Raw genomic sequence first — 16066 nt, 5'->3', positions numbered from 1 at the left:
TTGCTTTTTTAATGGCTACCCCAATTTTATTTAAATCTAATACCCAGTACCTTTACTCTTGAGGAAACCCCATGAAATTAACAGATATCAGCCGTCAATTGGCGACCGCATTTGCCGCTGTTGGCGTGTCAAGCTTAGTCTTAGTCGGCTGTAGCAACTCATCAGCACCAGAAGCGACTGCTGAAGAGCCAGTCACCGAAGGCTCGACTACCGAATCTTCTGCAACAACAGCAGCTAATGATATCGATCCTGATCATACTAAAATCATTATCGGCACTACCGAAGGTGACTTTGCAGACATGGTACGCAACCAAGTCAAAAGTTCACTTGAAGCTCAAGGCTACGAAGTGGAGCTAATCCCTTTTACTGATTATGTCCGCCCAAACCTAGCATTGGCTGATGGCGACCTAGACATCAATATTTTTCAGCATAAGCCATATCTCGACACCTTTAAAAAAGAAAATAATCTCGACTTGGTAGAAGTCTTCCAAGTACCTACTGCCCCACTTGGTCTTTATTCAGGCAAAAAAACCAGCTTGGATGAAGTTTATAAGGGCATGAGTATTTCTGCTCCTAATGACCCAAGCAACTTTGCCCGCGCCTTGGTAATGATGAGTGATTTGGGTTGGATTACCTTAAAAGATGATATCGATCCATTAACAGCTTCGAAAACGGACATCGCTGACAACAGCAAGTACGATATCAAAATCGTTGAGTTAGAAGCCGCCCAGCTACCACGTGCACGTGATGAAGTAGACTTTGCCGTTATTAATGGCAACTACGCGACCGATGCTGGTATCAAGCTGACTGAAGCGCTATTCCAAGAGCCAAGCTTTGCTTATATCAACTGGTCGGCAGTCAAATCTGCTGATGTGGGCAAAAAATGGGTTAAAGACGTTACTAACGCTTATAATTCAGAAGCCTTCAAAAAATATGCGCATGATACTTTCCCAGGCTATAAATATCCAAAAATTTGGGATCCTAAAGCTAGTGCGGCGACCACTACCGATGCAGCAGCTGCAAGCACTGCAACAAAAACTACTGCGCAGTAATTTAAATACCAGTCGCTTTTATTCTAATAGCTAAAATAAAAGCCACCTAGACACTGATAGCGCCAACGAGCTACCAGCGTTAAAGGGTTAGTATTTAGAAGTATCAATAACGTCTATCATCAATCGATAATAGACGTTTTTTGTTGCCTGTATTTAGTGAAAACTTAGTCCCTTTTAATCCGTAAGATCAATTAATAAATGGGTTTGTGAAGGGTTTTCGTTACTAACAATGATGTTACGGCCTGTGTGTCCTTTGTAGGAAATCGTCACTCACCCTTTTGCTTGATGGTGATTTTTCTTATAGTAGTGGAGTTGAACTGAGTCTTATTATCAGATGCCAGTTCTTTCCATATATTCCATTATATTTATATAATCCATACATTCAACAATCAAACAAACTACTACACTAATAATAAGGTTAATAATATGAATTCAAAAACCTATAATATTCGCACGGCTGGACAAGCTAATATTCCTGTACTCGGCCTAGGTACTTGGCAGTCAACTGGCCAAGACTGTATTGACGTGGTCAGCCAGGGCCTACAAATGGGCTATGAGCATATTGATACGGCACAAGCCTACGGCAATGAGAAGGAAGTAGGACAAGGTATGAAGCAATCAGGGGTTGCTCGTGACAAATTCTTTTTAACGACCAAAATATTTCCTGATGATTTAAAATTTCAGCCTGAAAAGCTGATTGCTGCTGCCAAGCGTTCGCTAGAAAATCTCGATACTGACTATGTTGACTTGCTGCTATTACACTGGCCTGATGATCGCGTGCCACTGTCTGAAACGATCCCCGCATTATGCGAGCTGCAAAAACAAGGTTTAACCCGCCACATCGGGGTATCTAACTTCAATATTGCGCATATTATTGAAGCAGAAAAGTATGCGGATGTCCCAATCGTGGTTAACCAAGTTGAGTTTCACCCGTTTATTAAACAACAAACGTTACAGACCTTTTTGAATAATCATCATATTTTATTACAAGCCTATTCGCCACTGGCACGTGGTGATGTGTTCGATAATGAAATCATCAAGGAAATTGCTGACAAACACGGTATTACTCCGGCTCAAGTGTCGCTTGCGTGGATCTTGTCAAATAAAGACCGCATAGCCATTCCAAAAACCGCTAACCCTAAACATCTACAGGGTAATTTAGATGCTATTGATGTGCAATTGAGCGCTGACGAATTGGAAAAAATTAGCAGCCTTGCTCGTAGTGATGGACGAAAAATTGAACATCCTGACTATACGCCTGTATGGGACGATTGACCCTAACGGCATGATTAAAACAGTCTTAGTAGCTATTTGCTAAGCTAGTTACTAAGCTGGCAAATTACTAAGGTATAGTTAAAATAGCTTAAAACGCGACGGTACTGCTGGTATAAGCTTTTTGCAGCCTCTGTCTGTGTAGGCACAGCAAGCAAGAAAAACTTATGCCAGCAGTAGATTATGTATCGATATTACTTTTTATTGACTATATTTGCTAAGCTGGTAAATTACTAAGTTAGTAAATACAAAAACCCCACCGATATGATTGTCGGTGGGGTTTTATTTATTCTTCAACTTGCTAACGGTGATTATTGCTCTAGTATTTTGGTTTCATAAACAGGTTCAGCAGGATTATATTGCTCAGAGCTTGGCGTGGCACCCAGTCGGTTATTTTCTTTTAATGAATTGGCAACTTCTGGCGGCATATACTTTTCATCATGCTTAGCCAACACTTCACCAGCGACAAAAGTTTCACCTTGCATTTTACCCGTTGCGACAATACCAGAATTCTCAGCAAATAAGTCCGGCAAAATTCCCTGATAGGTCACGGGAACAGTCGATTGAAAATCAGTGATAGCAAACTCGATGCTCAGCGGGTCATCTGGCGCACGCTGCACACTGCCAGCAACCACCATTCCACCAGCGCGTATACGTGTGTCTTGCGGGGCCTCACCTTCGGCAATAGCAGTAGGGTCAAAATAGTAGTCCGTTTTTTGCCCGATGGCATAAAGGATCAGCCCTACTGCGACTACTGCGCCTGCAAACGTAAACAGGACCCACATAAGTTTTTTGCGTCGAACGGCGTTCATACCCCTACCTCATTGATAAGTGATTGCTTTGCAAAACAGAAAAAGAGACTATCAAGGGCCCTTTTTCAGAATAAAATGTTTCAAAATAGGTTAAATCGGATGTGCTTGTGATAGCTACATGGTGGCATTTTTTATACAAATCAATACGCCCATTGCATATTGAGTAAACTGAGTGGTACTCATATTAAAAAATCCTATGACTAGAAGAATGAATGCCAGTCTAATAGAGTTTTAACGGTCTTAAAGTCATGCTATGACCTTGGAATACCACTATAACGCGGAAGTTTTATTGCCCTTCTTGGGGGCACGCTGAGCTTGTCTTGCTTGCTGAATGGTCAGCTCTTTTATCAGTGTTCGTCTCTGCTTGCGGCTATAGCCAACAAAAATCAGTACCATACCAACCGCAATTGCCCAGCACGACCAGACGAAAACCCCATGATCACCCATGGCAATAAACTCAGATATGCTATAAAAGTAGGGTTGCATGGCTTTCTCCTATCTGAATAATATTTTCTAACCGTTACTTATTTTGACTACGGATATACTCTTTCACCCACGCTTTGCCTTGATCTCGGTATAAAATCAAAGTATTGGTTCGATAAATAGCCAATGTTGCCACCAGCAGATAACTGCCAATAACCATGAATAGCAACGGCATCCACATATCAGCAGACATTTTTGGCGCTTCAGTCAAGGTAAATGTTGCGCCTTGATGCAAGGTGTTCCACCATTGTACAGAATATTTGATAATCGGTAGATTCACCGCGCCAACAATGCATAAAATAGCCGCTGCTTTACCCCGGTTGGCGGTATGTTCAAATGCGGCAAATAGTGCCATCACGCCGGCATATAAAAACGCCAAAATTAGCATTGAAGTCAGACGCGCATCCCATACCCAGTATGTGCCCCAGGTAGGTTTTGCCCAAATAGAGCCGGTTAGCAGACTAATCACGCACAATAAAAAGCCTATTGGCGCTAATGCTTGGGCAACAAGATTGGCCGTTTTAATTTTCCATACTAGATAAATCACCCCCAATACCGCCAGAGCAAAATAAATAGAAATAGCAAGACTGGCCGCTGGAACATGAATAAATATGATCCGGTAGCTATTACCTTGCAAATAGTCAGGTGGCGCAAAGGCCAAACCCCAGACACTACCGATTATTAAGAAAATAGTGGCTAATATCGCCAGCCACTTTACCCAAGGCGCAAAGATACGAAAAAACTGTTTCGTACCGACAGTGACTAAGAAGCCTTGCCAGATACGCTGCCACAGGCTAGGAGATGAGACGTTATTCATATTGGGCATAGAAATGAACCTATTGCACAGCGTATTGGTTATAGCAGATAGACGCACGATTGTCTTATTCACTGGAGCTACTATCCGCGAACCTGCCGGCGTTAAACACTGGATAAAATCTATAAATGACTATTATAGCAAAATTGCCAATCTTCACCACGCTGTTAATGCGAAGCGTTTAAATAGCATAATTAGGTAATTAGTAAAGCTCAATAAATCGTTTTGTTTGCAGCTTCAAGCATTTATTTTAGCTTTATATTTATAAAAATATTATTAAATTATTATTAAAAGTCTAATTTAACCAAGCCATTTTTAAGGTGGTGGCAATGACCCACGGCATGACTAATACTGAAACAATGCTACCTGCTAATAATAACGCTAAAATAGGCAAACCGTTAAGACCTGTGGCAAATAAATCAACCGCGCCAGTCGCAAAAATTAATACTGGCAGTTGCATCGGTAGAGCAATCAGGGGCACAAGTACCGCACCGTTTTTGAGTGATAAGGTCAAGCTACTGGCCATAGCCGATAACATTAGCAACATCGGGCTCCCGGCCACAATAGAAGCCATCAGCACGCCAGTCTCAAGCCAGCTGAGCTGGAACAGAGGCACAGCAAGCAAGCTGAGCACCGCTACAATGCCACTACTAAATACCCAGTGAATAGCCAAACGAATCAGCACCCACAAGGGTAGCGAGGCTTTTGCGACTACCAACTGCGCTAACGTACCATTATCAAGTGCTGGTTTAAATAAGTCATCGACGCCCATGACCAAGGATAGTAGAGCGGCAATCCACACCGCCGATACCCCAAGGCGCTGCAGTAATTGTGGTTCACTACCCACCGCTAGCGGGAATAAAGTAATAATGACCAAAAACAGCACCAAGGGATACAACCATTGTATCGCTCCTTGCTGCTTAACCTGCCATTCGCGTCGCCATAATTGTCCAAAGCTAATACTAGAGGCAGCCGTATTCATTATGGCAGATTTACTAGCAATATTAGCATCGCTAGCAGAACTATCACTAGCGGAACTATCACTAGCGGAACTGTCGTTTGCTACCTGTACTCGGCTGTCGGTCATCATCCGTCCCTTATACCATATAGTCTGACAAATCGAGCACTTGATTGACAACGGCCACTGACTGATGACTGGTCATCACTATCGCCCCACCCATACTGGCAAACTCGCGCAATCGAGTTTCCATTCGCGCCACCATATCAACGTCAAGCGCGGTAAACGGCTCGTCAAGTAACCACAATGGGGTCACCTGCGGGGTTAACAAATATAGGCGAGCAAGGGTAATCCGGCGCGTTTGACCCGCAGACAGATGACTTGAGCTGATGGTTTCAAAACCTTGCAACCCTACCCATGCCAACGCCTGATCGATATCATCATCATTGGGTGTGATACCATATAAATTCAGCAAAAATATCAGGTTCTGTGCTACCGTTAGACTCGGATGTATGCCCAGCTGATGCGAGACATATAATGGCTGGACGGGTAAACCTATTGTCCCTTGATAATAAACTGCACCAGTTGTTATTGGCAATAATCCCGCAAGTTGCATGAGCAACGTAGTCTTGCCCGTACCGTTCGCCCCAATTAAGTGGCAAATGCTACCAGCCGATAAGCTCAGTACTACCGCTTCACAGAGCGGTATTTCACCGCGCTGAACAGTCAGCTGGTCAAATTTTAGCATGGGTATAGACAAGGACGGCGCGGTCATCAAAACCTCTTATTATTGACTGAGTAGGCGGTAAATATCCACCAGAAACCCATATTGCGTTCGTGGCATAATACGCGATGCTCACTACGACATCACAGTATAACAAATTGTCGATTGTCATTATCTTAAAACAGAAGCAGACTTCAAAAAATATGCAAAAATCAAAAGACAGTCAACACTCAAAAGATGCCCAAAGCTCAGCGTCTGGTTCAGACTCTGCTATTACTGACCTATCAGCGACCTCCTCAGACGCCGCATTGACAACAGACGGTTTAATTGAGGCTCAACTGATGTTCATGCAACACTGGTTACGCCAACACGCTGAGCCTCTTGCTAATGAAGCATGGCAATGGTTAGGAGAGCAAACACTCAGTCAGTATGTCAGTTGCGATGACTTGCAGTACTTGCTTAATGACTGGTTACTGAGCCAGCCAATAAGTGAAGTCATGCGTGCTGATATTCGTGATATTTTGCATACCCTCATTTATCATCCGATCAACGATAATATCCCCCTATCTGAGATTATTGATGACACGCAAGTTGAGACTATTACTAGCTATATTGGCAGTCACGAGCAGCAACGCAATCTTCTGATTCATAGTTTGATTGGCAACGATGCTTTCGCTGATTTATTAACTCAAACTCTTTATCACGCTATTAATGACTTTATGGAGAGCACGCTCGATAAAGCGGGCGGGGTAGGTAAATTAATGAAGCTTGGCCGCAGCTCTTTTGAAAAGGCTACCAATAAAAACCTCGATGACAAATTGCAGACTTACTTGCGACGTAATATCAAGGACCTCACCCATCGCGCAGAAGCCAATGCACAAGCCCACTTATCTAATGAAGAAGTCGCCCGTCTACTAGTGACTGGCTGGGCCGGTATCAAGGATCAACCGATTAGCCATCTACAGACGTACTTGAACGACGAGCCTGGCGATAGTAGCCTCACTCATATCGAAGCCAGTGCGCAACAAAGTTATAACCGTTTGCGCGTATCACCTTATGTTCACAGCTTAGTGACTGCTGCCGTAGAAACCTGGTATGGCAACCATCAGTCTGATACCTTCGCTACTGTCGCAGCGGGCTTAAATATCAGTGAGCAGGCCATGGCCCAATTGAGTACTGCCCTACTTCCTATTGCCCATGATGCCATCGATAGTCCATGGTTGGCCGCTCATATCCGCGAGATGTTAGAGACTTTTTATAACCAGCCTCATATTAAAGCAGGTTTGACTGTTAATAACCTCTAGTTGGCTAAACGCTCGCTTATTTATTTAGTAATAGCGTTTTAATATTTTCTATTTATCAGTTACCATAATCCTTATGAATAACAATAATAAACCCAGTCTATGGCAAAAAATTAAGCGGCTGCTGACCCCATCGGTAGCGCTTTCTGCTGCTGCAAAAACGCCGCAAGTTCATCGTGATAGCAAGCAGCCTGGTATTAAACACACTAGCAATGATTTTGATGCTCATCCTAGTGAAACTAGTAAGAATAACGCTCAGAATGCCAAACCTGAAGCCTTTATCGATAAAGGGCCTGTCAATAAAGCACCTATTAATAAAGCGCCTATCAATAAATCACCTATCAGTAAGGTCTCTATTAATGAAACCTCTATTAATAAGGGGACTATTAGTAAAGCGAATGATAAGGCGAACCCTGATAATGACGATGCACCAGCTACTAATTATCTAAAACGATATCTGCACGACAAACAATGGCACTATACCTATTATCGACCAAGGGTCAGCGATAGCCAGCAGACGCGCCACTTATCACTACGTATGAAACATAAACAACTGGACTGTGGCTATCTGTTTCGTATTCAAGAAGACAATGGCTTGTTAGCGCTGTATGGTATTTTACCGTTTTTGATCCCAGAAAGTCACCAAAGCGCAGCAATGCTCCTTATTGCTCAGATAAACTATGACATGCTGATTGGAAATTTGGAGATGGATGTCAATGATGGTGAAATACGCTATAAAAACGCCATTGATATTAGAGCTGTCGGTATGGACGACCCTATCATTGAACATTTATTGCAAAGCGTGATTGCGATGACTACCGTGGCCTATGAGTTATTTAGTGACCTCATAAACACCCAAGATCCTGCACAAGATATGCCGACCTTACTCGGTGAGCTGCGTCAACAAGCTGATGATCGGACCTTCTTTTTACCGACCCAATTCGTTCAGTAAACCACATCAAAATATATCAACAAGCAACCTTTACTACTTTTACTAACATAACCTTTTTAGGCGCGGTCAACACTATGCTAAAAATTGCCTACTCTGATATTTTTCGTTACTCGGTACCGGAAAAACATCGCTTCCCGATGCAAAAATACACCATGATTCCTGAGCGTCTATTGGCTGAAGGCACCATAAGCAGTGCTAACTTTTTTGCGCCATCACAACTAACCGAAGAAGAAATTCTAACCACGCATACTGCCGAGTACTGGCACAAACTTAAAACCCAGACCTTGACCCCAAAAGAAGCACGTCCGATTGGCTTTGAGATGACCCCAATATTGGTTGATCGTGGTCGCTACATCGCCCACGCGACTTATGAGTGTGCCTTATACGCCCAGCAATATGGGGTAGCGATGAATATCGCTGGTGGCACACATCATGCGTTTGCCGATCATGGCGAAGGTTTTTGTGTGTTTAATGATGTCTGTATCGCCAGCAATTTGCTGCTGTCACGCGGACAGGCACAAAAGATTTTGGTGGTCGATTTAGATGTGCATCAAGGTAATGGCAATGCCAGTATTATGGCAGCTGAACCAAGGGTGTTTGTATTTAGTATGCATGGTGCAAAAAACTACCCTTTTCGTAAGGAAGTGTCTGACCTTGATATTGAGCTGGCGACTGATACGGGTGATGCAGAATATTTACAGATTTTAGCAGACACCTTACCGCGCTTAATTGATGAAGTCGCACCCGATATCATTTTTTATCAATCCGCGGTAGATGTATTAGCGACTGACAAACTGGGAAAGCTGGCAATGTCGCAAGAAGGCTGTAAGGCGCGTGATGAGTATGTCTTAAGACAAGCACAAGCGGCGAATATTCCAGTGGCAATTGTGATGGGTGGTGGTTATTCAGAGAATATCGAAGATGTGGTTGAAGCGCACTGTAATACCTTTCGGCTTGCCCAGCAAATATTTTTTAATCTAGCGATTTGATCTTTGATACCTCATTAGACATTAAGGCTATTTTTATTTATAGCAATGATGATGTATGACTAAGATATGACAAGTAAGAGGGTTTTATAAATATTCTGTTGTTATGACTGCCCTAATTCTATAACTACAATAGCCCCATAAATCCTTGCCAACCAACACGCAGGCCAAGCAAGGTTAAAATCAGTAAAATAAGCTGACGGAAGCGCGCTGGTGGCAGATAGCGTCGTAAACGAATACCAACTAATAACGCGACCACAGATATTCCACTTAATAGCGCAATCAATTGCCACTCGACATTACTGAGTGCCATGATGGGCTCACGCAAGACGATAATTTGTGCTATTTTCCCTAATAGATAACACATGTTACCGACTTTAGCGAGGGTGTTCTTATCATCGCTAGCAGACAATAGGTACATCATTAAGACTGTTGACATGGCATTGGTCGAACCACCAATGATGCCGGCACTGACCCCAACAATGATCAATACTGGCTTGGTATTGGGTAGACGAATTTGCTTGCCAAGTACCGCTGTTGCTACATAAAAAGCAATCACCACTGCCAGTAACAATAGAATATAAGCACTATCTACCCATAGTAATAACTTTGCACCCAAAATACTGCCCAGCAAACTGGTTAATGCCAATAACCAATAACGCCTGCCATAATAAGAAAAATTCTGCCAAATGCTACGCCCACCGCCAGTTAACCACGTCATGGCATTAAGTAATAATGACGGGAAAATCACCAGTACAATGGCGTGAGGTAGTGGGTAAATACTGGCAAGCGCAGTAGTAGTCACCAAGGTCACACCCAGACCACTAATCCCATGTAATAGTGAGGCGAACGCAAAAATGACTAGCAGTAGCAATGTCTGGGTATCGTCGCTATAGGTCATGATATTTGCAGCTTAACATTTGGTATGTCATATTTATCATCGATTGCTGACTGCTAATATTAGGGTCATTGCCAATATGGCTTGTACCAGGGCGTATCCTCATACAGCATTAACTATCTTGGCGCTGCCATAACGTTTCGCCAATAATAGTTGCTAATTGTTGCGCAATTTTATCTTTACTGGTTTTCTCCAGCACTACTGAATCGTGTTCATAGCACTTAGCGAAGAATATCTGCATCGCATTTTCATCACTAGCAAAACCAATGTCCGCACGCGATACATCGTTACAAGCAATCATATCTAGGTCTTTTGTAATCAATTTTTCGCGGGCGTAATGCTCAACATCTTGGGTTTCTGCGGCAAAGCCCACTACGAACAGATCTGGATGCGCAAGAGAGACGGTTGCTAAAATATCTGGGTTTTTTACCAAATCAAGCGACATAGTATCTTGAGTTTTTTTGATTTTTTGCGGTGCGGCCTGTTCAGTACGGTAATCGGCAACAGCAGCGGTAGCGATAAAGACATCAGCTGGGCGTATGCCTCTATAGTTTTCTAAGTGTTCGTCCGGCTCGCTATGATCGTCACTGCAGTCGCAGCCACCATGTTCATGATGCACGTGGTGCACATGATCGTGCGACTCAGATGCAGAATGCTGATGCTCTTCAACCATCATAGTCGCTATAGCAGGATGAGTACCCGCTACACATTGCTGGGCAACGATTAGCATATCTTTGGCAGACAATACATTAATACGGGTGACATTCAGCGGGGTCGACAGTGATACCTTACCGCCCGCAATCAAGACGACTTCTGCGCCAGCCTCAACGCAGGCACGAGCTAGAGCAAAGCCCATTTTTCCTGAAGAATGATTAGACAAATAGCGTACTGGATCAATTGCTTCAATAGTTGGACCGGCGGTGATCACTACCCTTTTTCCCGCTAGTAATTGCGGAATTGTGTGCTGCGCGCTAAATAAGCTTATTTCGGCCAATAGTTGCTCAGGTTCGGGAAGTCGTCCTGCGCCTACATCACCGCAAGCTTGCTCGCCACTTGCCGGCATAATAATTTGATAATTCATATCGCGTAGGGTTTGTACGTTGAGCGTGACTGCTGGATGTGCCCACATTTGCTGATTCATCGCTGGGGCAATGATGACCGGCGCTGTAGTAGCTAAACATACCGTTGTTAAGAGGTCGTCCGCCATACCCATGGCTAGCCGTGCTAAGGTATTGGCTGACGCTGGCGCAATGACCACCAAGTCTGCCCACTTGGCCAGTTCGATATGACCCATACCCGCTTCGGCATGCTCATCAAGTAAGGACGTATGTACCTCGTTACCTGACAATGCTTGCAACGTTAACGGGGTGATAAACGCTTGAGCGCCGGTAGTCATAATGACTCGCACCTCGAACCCAGCTTTGACTAACAAACGAGTGAAAATAGCAGATTTATATGCGGCGATACCGCCAGTAATAGCAAGCACAATATTTGACATAAGCGGGGGCATCAATAACAAAAAGGAGATAAAAATTGCTCTCATAGTAACAACTATGAGATAAATTGTGTAAGGTTTTCAGTATCTATCCGTAATAGACCTACTTTGGAGGAATCATAATGGCCATTAAAGACTGGCACGAAGATGACCGACCACGTGAAAAACTACTAAAATTTGGGGCGACTCACCTCTCTGATGCTGAAATTTTAGCGATATTTTTACGTACCGGTACCCAAGCACAATCTGCTATCGAGCTTGCTCGGCATCTGATTACCGAGTTTGGTAGTCTGGCTGAATTATTGGCTGCGCCTCAAGAAGTGGTGCTTGCTTGTCATGGTATCGGTCCTGCCAAATATGCGCAGATGCTAGCGTCGCTTGAGATGGGCACACGCTATCTAGACAGTAAGCTCAAAACCGGCCAGGCTTTGGGACGCTCACAAGTGGTCAAAGACTATATCAGCACTCAATTGCGTGGTGAACCACGTGAGGTCTTTGCCGTACTGTGCTTAGACAATGCGCTGAACCTGCTTAACTTTGAGATTTTATTTACTGGGGGTATATCGTCCTGTTCAGTTTGTATTAAGCATGTGTTACGGCATGCCATAAGCCATGCTGCCAGCCAGTTGATTATCGCCCATAACCACCCGCATACCGATTCACAACCATCAACCGCAGATAACTTATTGACCTATGAGCTAAAAAAAGCTTGTGATTTACTCGATTTATCACTGGTTGATCATATTATCGTTGGACGTAACGATACGCTCTCTTATGCAGAAAAATGCTTGGCACCTTTTGATTAATGGTGTGCGCCATCGTTACTGATACATATTATCGACACAGCGTAGCACTTTCACTCTTGATAGTTATCGAGACTCATTCCATATTAGTAGGTAGTTTTACGTCGGTAGTCCATAGCAAAATTTAAGTATACTGGCTGATTCTTATTCTAATTTAGCTTACTATTAAACTTATTACCAAAAGGTGACGAGTAGCTTCAGTTTTTGTACCTCTACTCAAAATACTACGTTATTATTTGAATGTTGTTCTTTATAAAATATTTATAGATTGCTATAAGCTTAGTTCTCAGCATCTGTTGATTTGCATTGAAATTTCTTTATTCACGTTTTTTAAGGAGACAGTCATGACGATTGGCTTATTTATTTTAGCAATACTCATCCAGTTAGCCGTCGTCTTGGCCATTTTTTTAATGTCGTTATCACGAGTTAACGGTAGTATCGTTGCTATTATTACGGTGATAGTGACTGCCATCATTAGTCCTTGGTCGCTGATCTTAGGTATCCCATTAGCCCTGTTGTGCTTGGTGTTACTCATCGCACCTATTCGCCAGGCACTAATCACTAAACCCGTGTATAAGGCCTTAGGTAGCGCAATGCCCAGTATGAGCGACACTGAACGCGAAGCGTTGGATGCCGGTACCAGCTGGTGGGAAAAAGAGCTGTTTATGGGGGCGCCTAACTGGGATACCTTTGCCAATTATCCTTATCCGCAGCTGTCAGAGGAAGAACAGAGCTTCATTGATAATGAAGTTGAAGAGTTGTGCGCGATGCTTGATGAATGGAAAATTCATCATGAAGACCAAGATCTGTCACCCCAAGCATGGCGCTTCATCAAGGACAAAGGCTTTTTGGGTTTAATTATTCCAAAGGAATATGGCGGCCTACAATTTACCTCTTATGCGCAAAGTCGGGTCATGAGCAAGATTGCTTCACGCTCACCGACTGCAGCTGTCAGCTGTATGGTACCGAACTCGCTCGGCCCTGGTGAGCTGCTCATGCATTACGGCACCGAGGCACAAAAGCAGCACTGGTTACCTGGGCTTGCCAAAGGGGATGAGATACCTTGCTTTGGCTTAACGGGTCCTGAAGCAGGTTCAGATGCTGGCGCTATCCCAGATACTGGGGTGGTCTGTTATGGCATGCATGATGGCCAGCAGACGCTTGGGCTACGAATGAACTTTTCTAAGCGCTGGATTACCTTGGCCCCTATTGCTACGGTGGTGGGATTGGCATTTAAAATGTATGACCCAGAAGGCCTACTTGGTGATACTAATAAAGTCGACTATGGTATTACTTGTGCCTTGGTACCGGCCAATCATGACGGGGTCATTATAGGACCACGACATTACCCCAGTGGTTCGCCGTTTATGAACGGTACGGTCGACGGCAAGGATGTGTTTATTCCGCTAGATTATATTATTGGCGGCGTTGAAAATGCCGGTCGTGGTTGGCGCATGCTGATGGAATGTCTGGGCGTTGGTCGCGGTATTTCATTACCTGCGTTATCAACCTCAGCCGGGGGTATGACTTATTTATCAGTAGGTGCATTTGCTAAAGTTCGCGAGCAGTTCAAGATCTCAGTCGGTAAGTTTGAAGGCGTACAAGACGCTACTAGCCGCATTGCTAGCCAGACTTATATGCTTGAAGCCTTTCGTCATCTGGTCACTTGCGGACTGAACCAAGGTGGTACGCCGTCGGTAATGACTGCCATGGCCAAATATTACGCCACCGAAACCATGCGCGATTTGGTTAATGATGGTATGGATGTGGTTGGCGGTCGCGCGATTCAAATGGGTCCACGTAACTTTTTGGCGATTCCCTATCAAGCCATTCCAGTTTCAATCACGGTTGAAGGCGCCAATATCTTAACCCGTTCCTTGATGATATTCGGTCAAGGCGCCATGCGTTGTCACCCGTATCTATTCGATGAGTTACAGTTATTACAAAGTGAAGATAAAGCTGGCGCACTGAAAGAGTTTGATGTTTTATTCTTTAAACATCTAGGCTACACCTTCAATCGTGGTGCCAAAGCCTTTATCGCAGGTTATGTCGGTGGTAGCAGTGACGCGCCAAGCTTTGCTGATACTTTCACCCTACCTTACTACAAACATATCAACCGTCTAAGTGCCAGCTTTGCCCTCACTGCCGATATGGCATTAGGCTTACTGGCCGGAGATTTAAAACGTAAGGAAATGCTCTCTGGTCGCTTGGCTGATATTCATAGCCACTTATTCATCGCTACTGCTGTACTACAATTTTATCAACATGGTAGTAAATCAGCAGCCGAACGTTTACATGCCGAGGTTGCGCTACAAGATAGCCTTTACACTGTACAAGAAGCTTTTATGTCGCTGTTTGCTAACTTCCCTAATCGGATGGCCGCCAACGTGGTTAGCTTTGTCACCTTTCCAAGTGGACGTATCTTTACCCCAGCCAGTGACGAGCTTAAGTGCAAATTGGGTGATGTCTTTATGGATGATTTTGAAGCCAATCCATTCCGCGATTACCTCAAAACCATGGTCTACTACAATACCGAGCCCGATGACAGTACTGGACGTATGGAGCACGCTTATCAAACCTTGCTTGCGGTTGAGCCCTTATGGCAAAAGTTTAAAAAGGCCGAGCATAAAGGTAGTTTTGAAGGCTTAACCTTTGAAGACCACGTGGTGCATGCCAGCCAAAGCGGCGAGATTACCGAAGAAGAAGCCGAACAGCTGATCAAATATAATGCGCTACGTTTTGATTCGTTATTGACCGATGTGTTCGACGAGCATTTACTGCAAGCTCAAGAGCGTATCAATCCGCACAGTTTGGAGAATGCTGTCCATAAACTGACTGACTATGCACAAATCAAGCATGACGCCCAAGCTAGAGACGACACACTAGCTAAAGACGATAGGTTAACTGACAGTGGAGAGACTGCCGCGGGAATTCATGAGCAGACTGGCGATGCCAATCCTGACCATGGCTACCAAATTGATGGTGACGTCAAAATGGTCGATGAGCAGCACACAACAGCAGAAATCAAAGCCCAAACCGATTTTTCTGCGGTCAGTCCAGAGGCAAAAGCACTGAATCCTCGCCACCGGGATGCTGAATCAACATTGAGCGAACGTATGAGTTACAATCATAGTCTTCGCACCCATGGTTCTGATGAGTTAAAAACCTCGGACTCGAACGCTATAGCGGATATCGTGACAGAGGGTAAACCAGACAAAAGCTTGTCTGATAGCGCTAAGTTGAAAGATGGAATACGCCGTGAAGAAGATGATAAGGCATAAGACTTAACTGTTCTTATAGTTATAGACTTCCCAAAACGTAGCCTTTGATAGTTTTATAGACTTAACAACGGTGAGTGTAGAACTAAAAGCAAGATTGCCCAATAGCGGCAGTCTTGCTTTTTTTATGGCTGGTTTTTCTTTTTATATAATTTCCTCTATATAGTTAAAATATCTTAAAAACGCTAGGGTACTGCTGGTATAAGCTTTTTGCAGCTTCTGTCTGCGTAGGCACAGC

Annotated in this window: 14 protein-coding genes; 7 read left to right on the top strand and 7 right to left on the bottom strand. The window is 43.9% G+C overall.

All coding sequences use genetic code 11. The features are described from left to right. The first annotated feature begins 71 nt into the window (after nucleotides 1-71). Together RCH20_RS01950 and RCH20_RS01945 are read left to right on the top strand one after the other, a co-directional pair. Entirely contained in the window at nucleotides 72-1052 is a 981-nt protein-coding gene (locus tag RCH20_RS01950; RefSeq protein WP_209956406.1) for a MetQ/NlpA family ABC transporter substrate-binding protein, read from the top strand. Between the two features lie 426 nt (nucleotides 1053-1478). Then, a complete protein-coding gene (locus RCH20_RS01945; protein WP_327192396.1) occupies nucleotides 1479-2327 on the top strand; it encodes an aldo/keto reductase in 849 nt (282 codons plus the stop codon). 308 nt (nucleotides 2328-2635) lie between these two features. On the opposite strand, the gene ccmE is transcribed toward RCH20_RS01945, so the two are convergent. The 5 genes from ccmE to ccmA form a co-directional block, all read right to left on the bottom strand. Further along, entirely contained in the window at nucleotides 2636-3136 is a 501-nt protein-coding gene (ccmE, locus tag RCH20_RS01940; protein WP_209956404.1) for a cytochrome c maturation protein CcmE, read from the bottom strand. Nucleotides 3137-3406: 270 nt separating this feature from the next. Further along, entirely contained in the window at nucleotides 3407-3622 is a 216-nt protein-coding gene (gene ccmD / locus RCH20_RS01935) for a heme exporter protein CcmD (RefSeq protein WP_327192395.1), read from the bottom strand. A 34-nt stretch (nucleotides 3623-3656) separates the two neighbouring features. Beyond that, nucleotides 3657-4445 carry a heme ABC transporter permease gene (locus RCH20_RS01930; protein WP_209956402.1) on the bottom strand — a complete coding sequence of 263 codons (789 nt, stop codon included), beginning with the start codon at nucleotides 4443-4445 and terminating at the stop codon, nucleotides 3657-3659. A gap of 283 nt (nucleotides 4446-4728) precedes the next feature. After that, nucleotides 4729-5415: a heme exporter protein CcmB gene (locus RCH20_RS01925; protein WP_327192542.1), complete on the bottom strand. Its 687-nt coding sequence runs from the start codon at nucleotides 5413-5415 to the stop codon at nucleotides 4729-4731. Between the two features lie 115 nt (nucleotides 5416-5530). After that, nucleotides 5531-6166 carry a heme ABC exporter ATP-binding protein CcmA gene (ccmA, locus tag RCH20_RS01920; RefSeq protein ID WP_327192394.1) on the bottom strand — a complete coding sequence of 212 codons (636 nt, stop codon included), beginning with the start codon at nucleotides 6164-6166 and terminating at the stop codon, nucleotides 5531-5533. Between the two features lie 152 nt (nucleotides 6167-6318). Here ccmA and RCH20_RS01915 point away from each other — a divergent pair, with 152 nt between their 5' ends. The 3 genes from RCH20_RS01915 to RCH20_RS01905 all read left to right on the top strand — a co-directional run bounded on the left by RCH20_RS01915 (nucleotide 6319) and on the right by RCH20_RS01905 (nucleotide 9357). After that, on the top strand, nucleotides 6319-7419 hold the full coding sequence (locus RCH20_RS01915) for a hypothetical protein (RefSeq protein ID WP_327192393.1): 1101 nt from the start codon (nucleotides 6319-6321) through the stop codon (nucleotides 7417-7419). Between the two features lie 73 nt (nucleotides 7420-7492). Continuing rightward, entirely contained in the window at nucleotides 7493-8368 is an 876-nt protein-coding gene (locus RCH20_RS01910; protein ID WP_327192392.1) for a YbjN domain-containing protein, read from the top strand. A gap of 74 nt (nucleotides 8369-8442) precedes the next feature. Further along, a complete protein-coding gene (locus tag RCH20_RS01905) occupies nucleotides 8443-9357 on the top strand; it encodes a histone deacetylase family protein (RefSeq protein WP_327192391.1) in 915 nt (304 codons plus the stop codon). Nucleotides 9358-9481: 124 nt separating this feature from the next. Here the strand turns inward: RCH20_RS01905 and RCH20_RS01900 are convergent, their stop codons facing one another. Beyond that, a complete protein-coding gene (locus tag RCH20_RS01900; RefSeq protein ID WP_327192390.1) occupies nucleotides 9482-10255 on the bottom strand; it encodes a sulfite exporter TauE/SafE family protein in 774 nt (257 codons plus the stop codon). Between the two features lie 109 nt (nucleotides 10256-10364). Further along, nucleotides 10365-11750, bottom strand: a complete 1386-nt coding sequence (gene coaBC, locus RCH20_RS01895) for a bifunctional phosphopantothenoylcysteine decarboxylase/phosphopantothenate--cysteine ligase CoaBC (protein ID WP_327192389.1) — start codon at nucleotides 11748-11750, stop codon at nucleotides 10365-10367. A 119-nt stretch (nucleotides 11751-11869) separates the two neighbouring features. Between coaBC and radC the strand changes: the two genes are divergently transcribed. Both radC and RCH20_RS01885 read left to right on the top strand, forming a co-directional pair. Next, entirely contained in the window at nucleotides 11870-12553 is a 684-nt protein-coding gene (radC, locus tag RCH20_RS01890; RefSeq protein ID WP_209956396.1) for a RadC family protein, read from the top strand. A gap of 341 nt (nucleotides 12554-12894) precedes the next feature. Then, on the top strand, nucleotides 12895-15831 hold the full coding sequence (locus RCH20_RS01885; protein WP_327192388.1) for an acyl-CoA dehydrogenase: 2937 nt from the start codon (nucleotides 12895-12897) through the stop codon (nucleotides 15829-15831). The last annotated feature ends 235 nt before the right edge of the window (nucleotides 15832-16066 follow it).

This window comes from Psychrobacter sp. PL15, assembly GCF_035984995.1.
Lineage (GTDB): Bacteria > Pseudomonadota > Gammaproteobacteria > Pseudomonadales > Moraxellaceae > Psychrobacter.
Note: the sequence above shows the minus strand (reverse complement) of the source record. Positions and strands in the feature narration are given on the sequence as shown.

Excerpts from the sequence above, each read along its gene's own strand:
- RCH20_RS01950 (WP_209956406.1), top strand. The coding sequence starts at position 72 with ATGAAATTAACAGATATCAGCCGTCAATTGGCGACCGCATTTGCCGCT.
- RCH20_RS01945 (WP_327192396.1), top strand. The coding sequence starts at position 1,479 with ATGAATTCAAAAACCTATAATATTCGCACGGCTGGACAAGCTAATATT.
- ccmE (WP_209956404.1), bottom strand. The coding sequence starts at position 3,136 with ATGAACGCCGTTCGACGCAAAAAACTTATGTGGGTCCTGTTTACGTTT.
- ccmD (WP_327192395.1), bottom strand. The coding sequence starts at position 3,622 with ATGCAACCCTACTTTTATAGCATATCTGAGTTTATTGCCATGGGTGAT.
- RCH20_RS01930 (WP_209956402.1), bottom strand. The coding sequence starts at position 4,445 with ATGCCCAATATGAATAACGTCTCATCTCCTAGCCTGTGGCAGCGTATC.
- RCH20_RS01925 (WP_327192542.1), bottom strand. The coding sequence starts at position 5,415 with ATGAATACGGCTGCCTCTAGTATTAGCTTTGGACAATTATGGCGACGC.
- ccmA (WP_327192394.1), bottom strand. The coding sequence starts at position 6,166 with ATGACCGCGCCGTCCTTGTCTATACCCATGCTAAAATTTGACCAGCTG.
- RCH20_RS01915 (WP_327192393.1), top strand. The coding sequence starts at position 6,319 with ATGCAAAAATCAAAAGACAGTCAACACTCAAAAGATGCCCAAAGCTCA.
- RCH20_RS01910 (WP_327192392.1), top strand. The coding sequence starts at position 7,493 with ATGAATAACAATAATAAACCCAGTCTATGGCAAAAAATTAAGCGGCTG.
- RCH20_RS01905 (WP_327192391.1), top strand. The coding sequence starts at position 8,443 with ATGCTAAAAATTGCCTACTCTGATATTTTTCGTTACTCGGTACCGGAA.
- RCH20_RS01900 (WP_327192390.1), bottom strand. The coding sequence starts at position 10,255 with ATGACCTATAGCGACGATACCCAGACATTGCTACTGCTAGTCATTTTT.
- coaBC (WP_327192389.1), bottom strand. The coding sequence starts at position 11,750 with ATGTCAAATATTGTGCTTGCTATTACTGGCGGTATCGCCGCATATAAA.
- radC (WP_209956396.1), top strand. The coding sequence starts at position 11,870 with ATGGCCATTAAAGACTGGCACGAAGATGACCGACCACGTGAAAAACTA.
- RCH20_RS01885 (WP_327192388.1), top strand. The coding sequence starts at position 12,895 with ATGACGATTGGCTTATTTATTTTAGCAATACTCATCCAGTTAGCCGTC.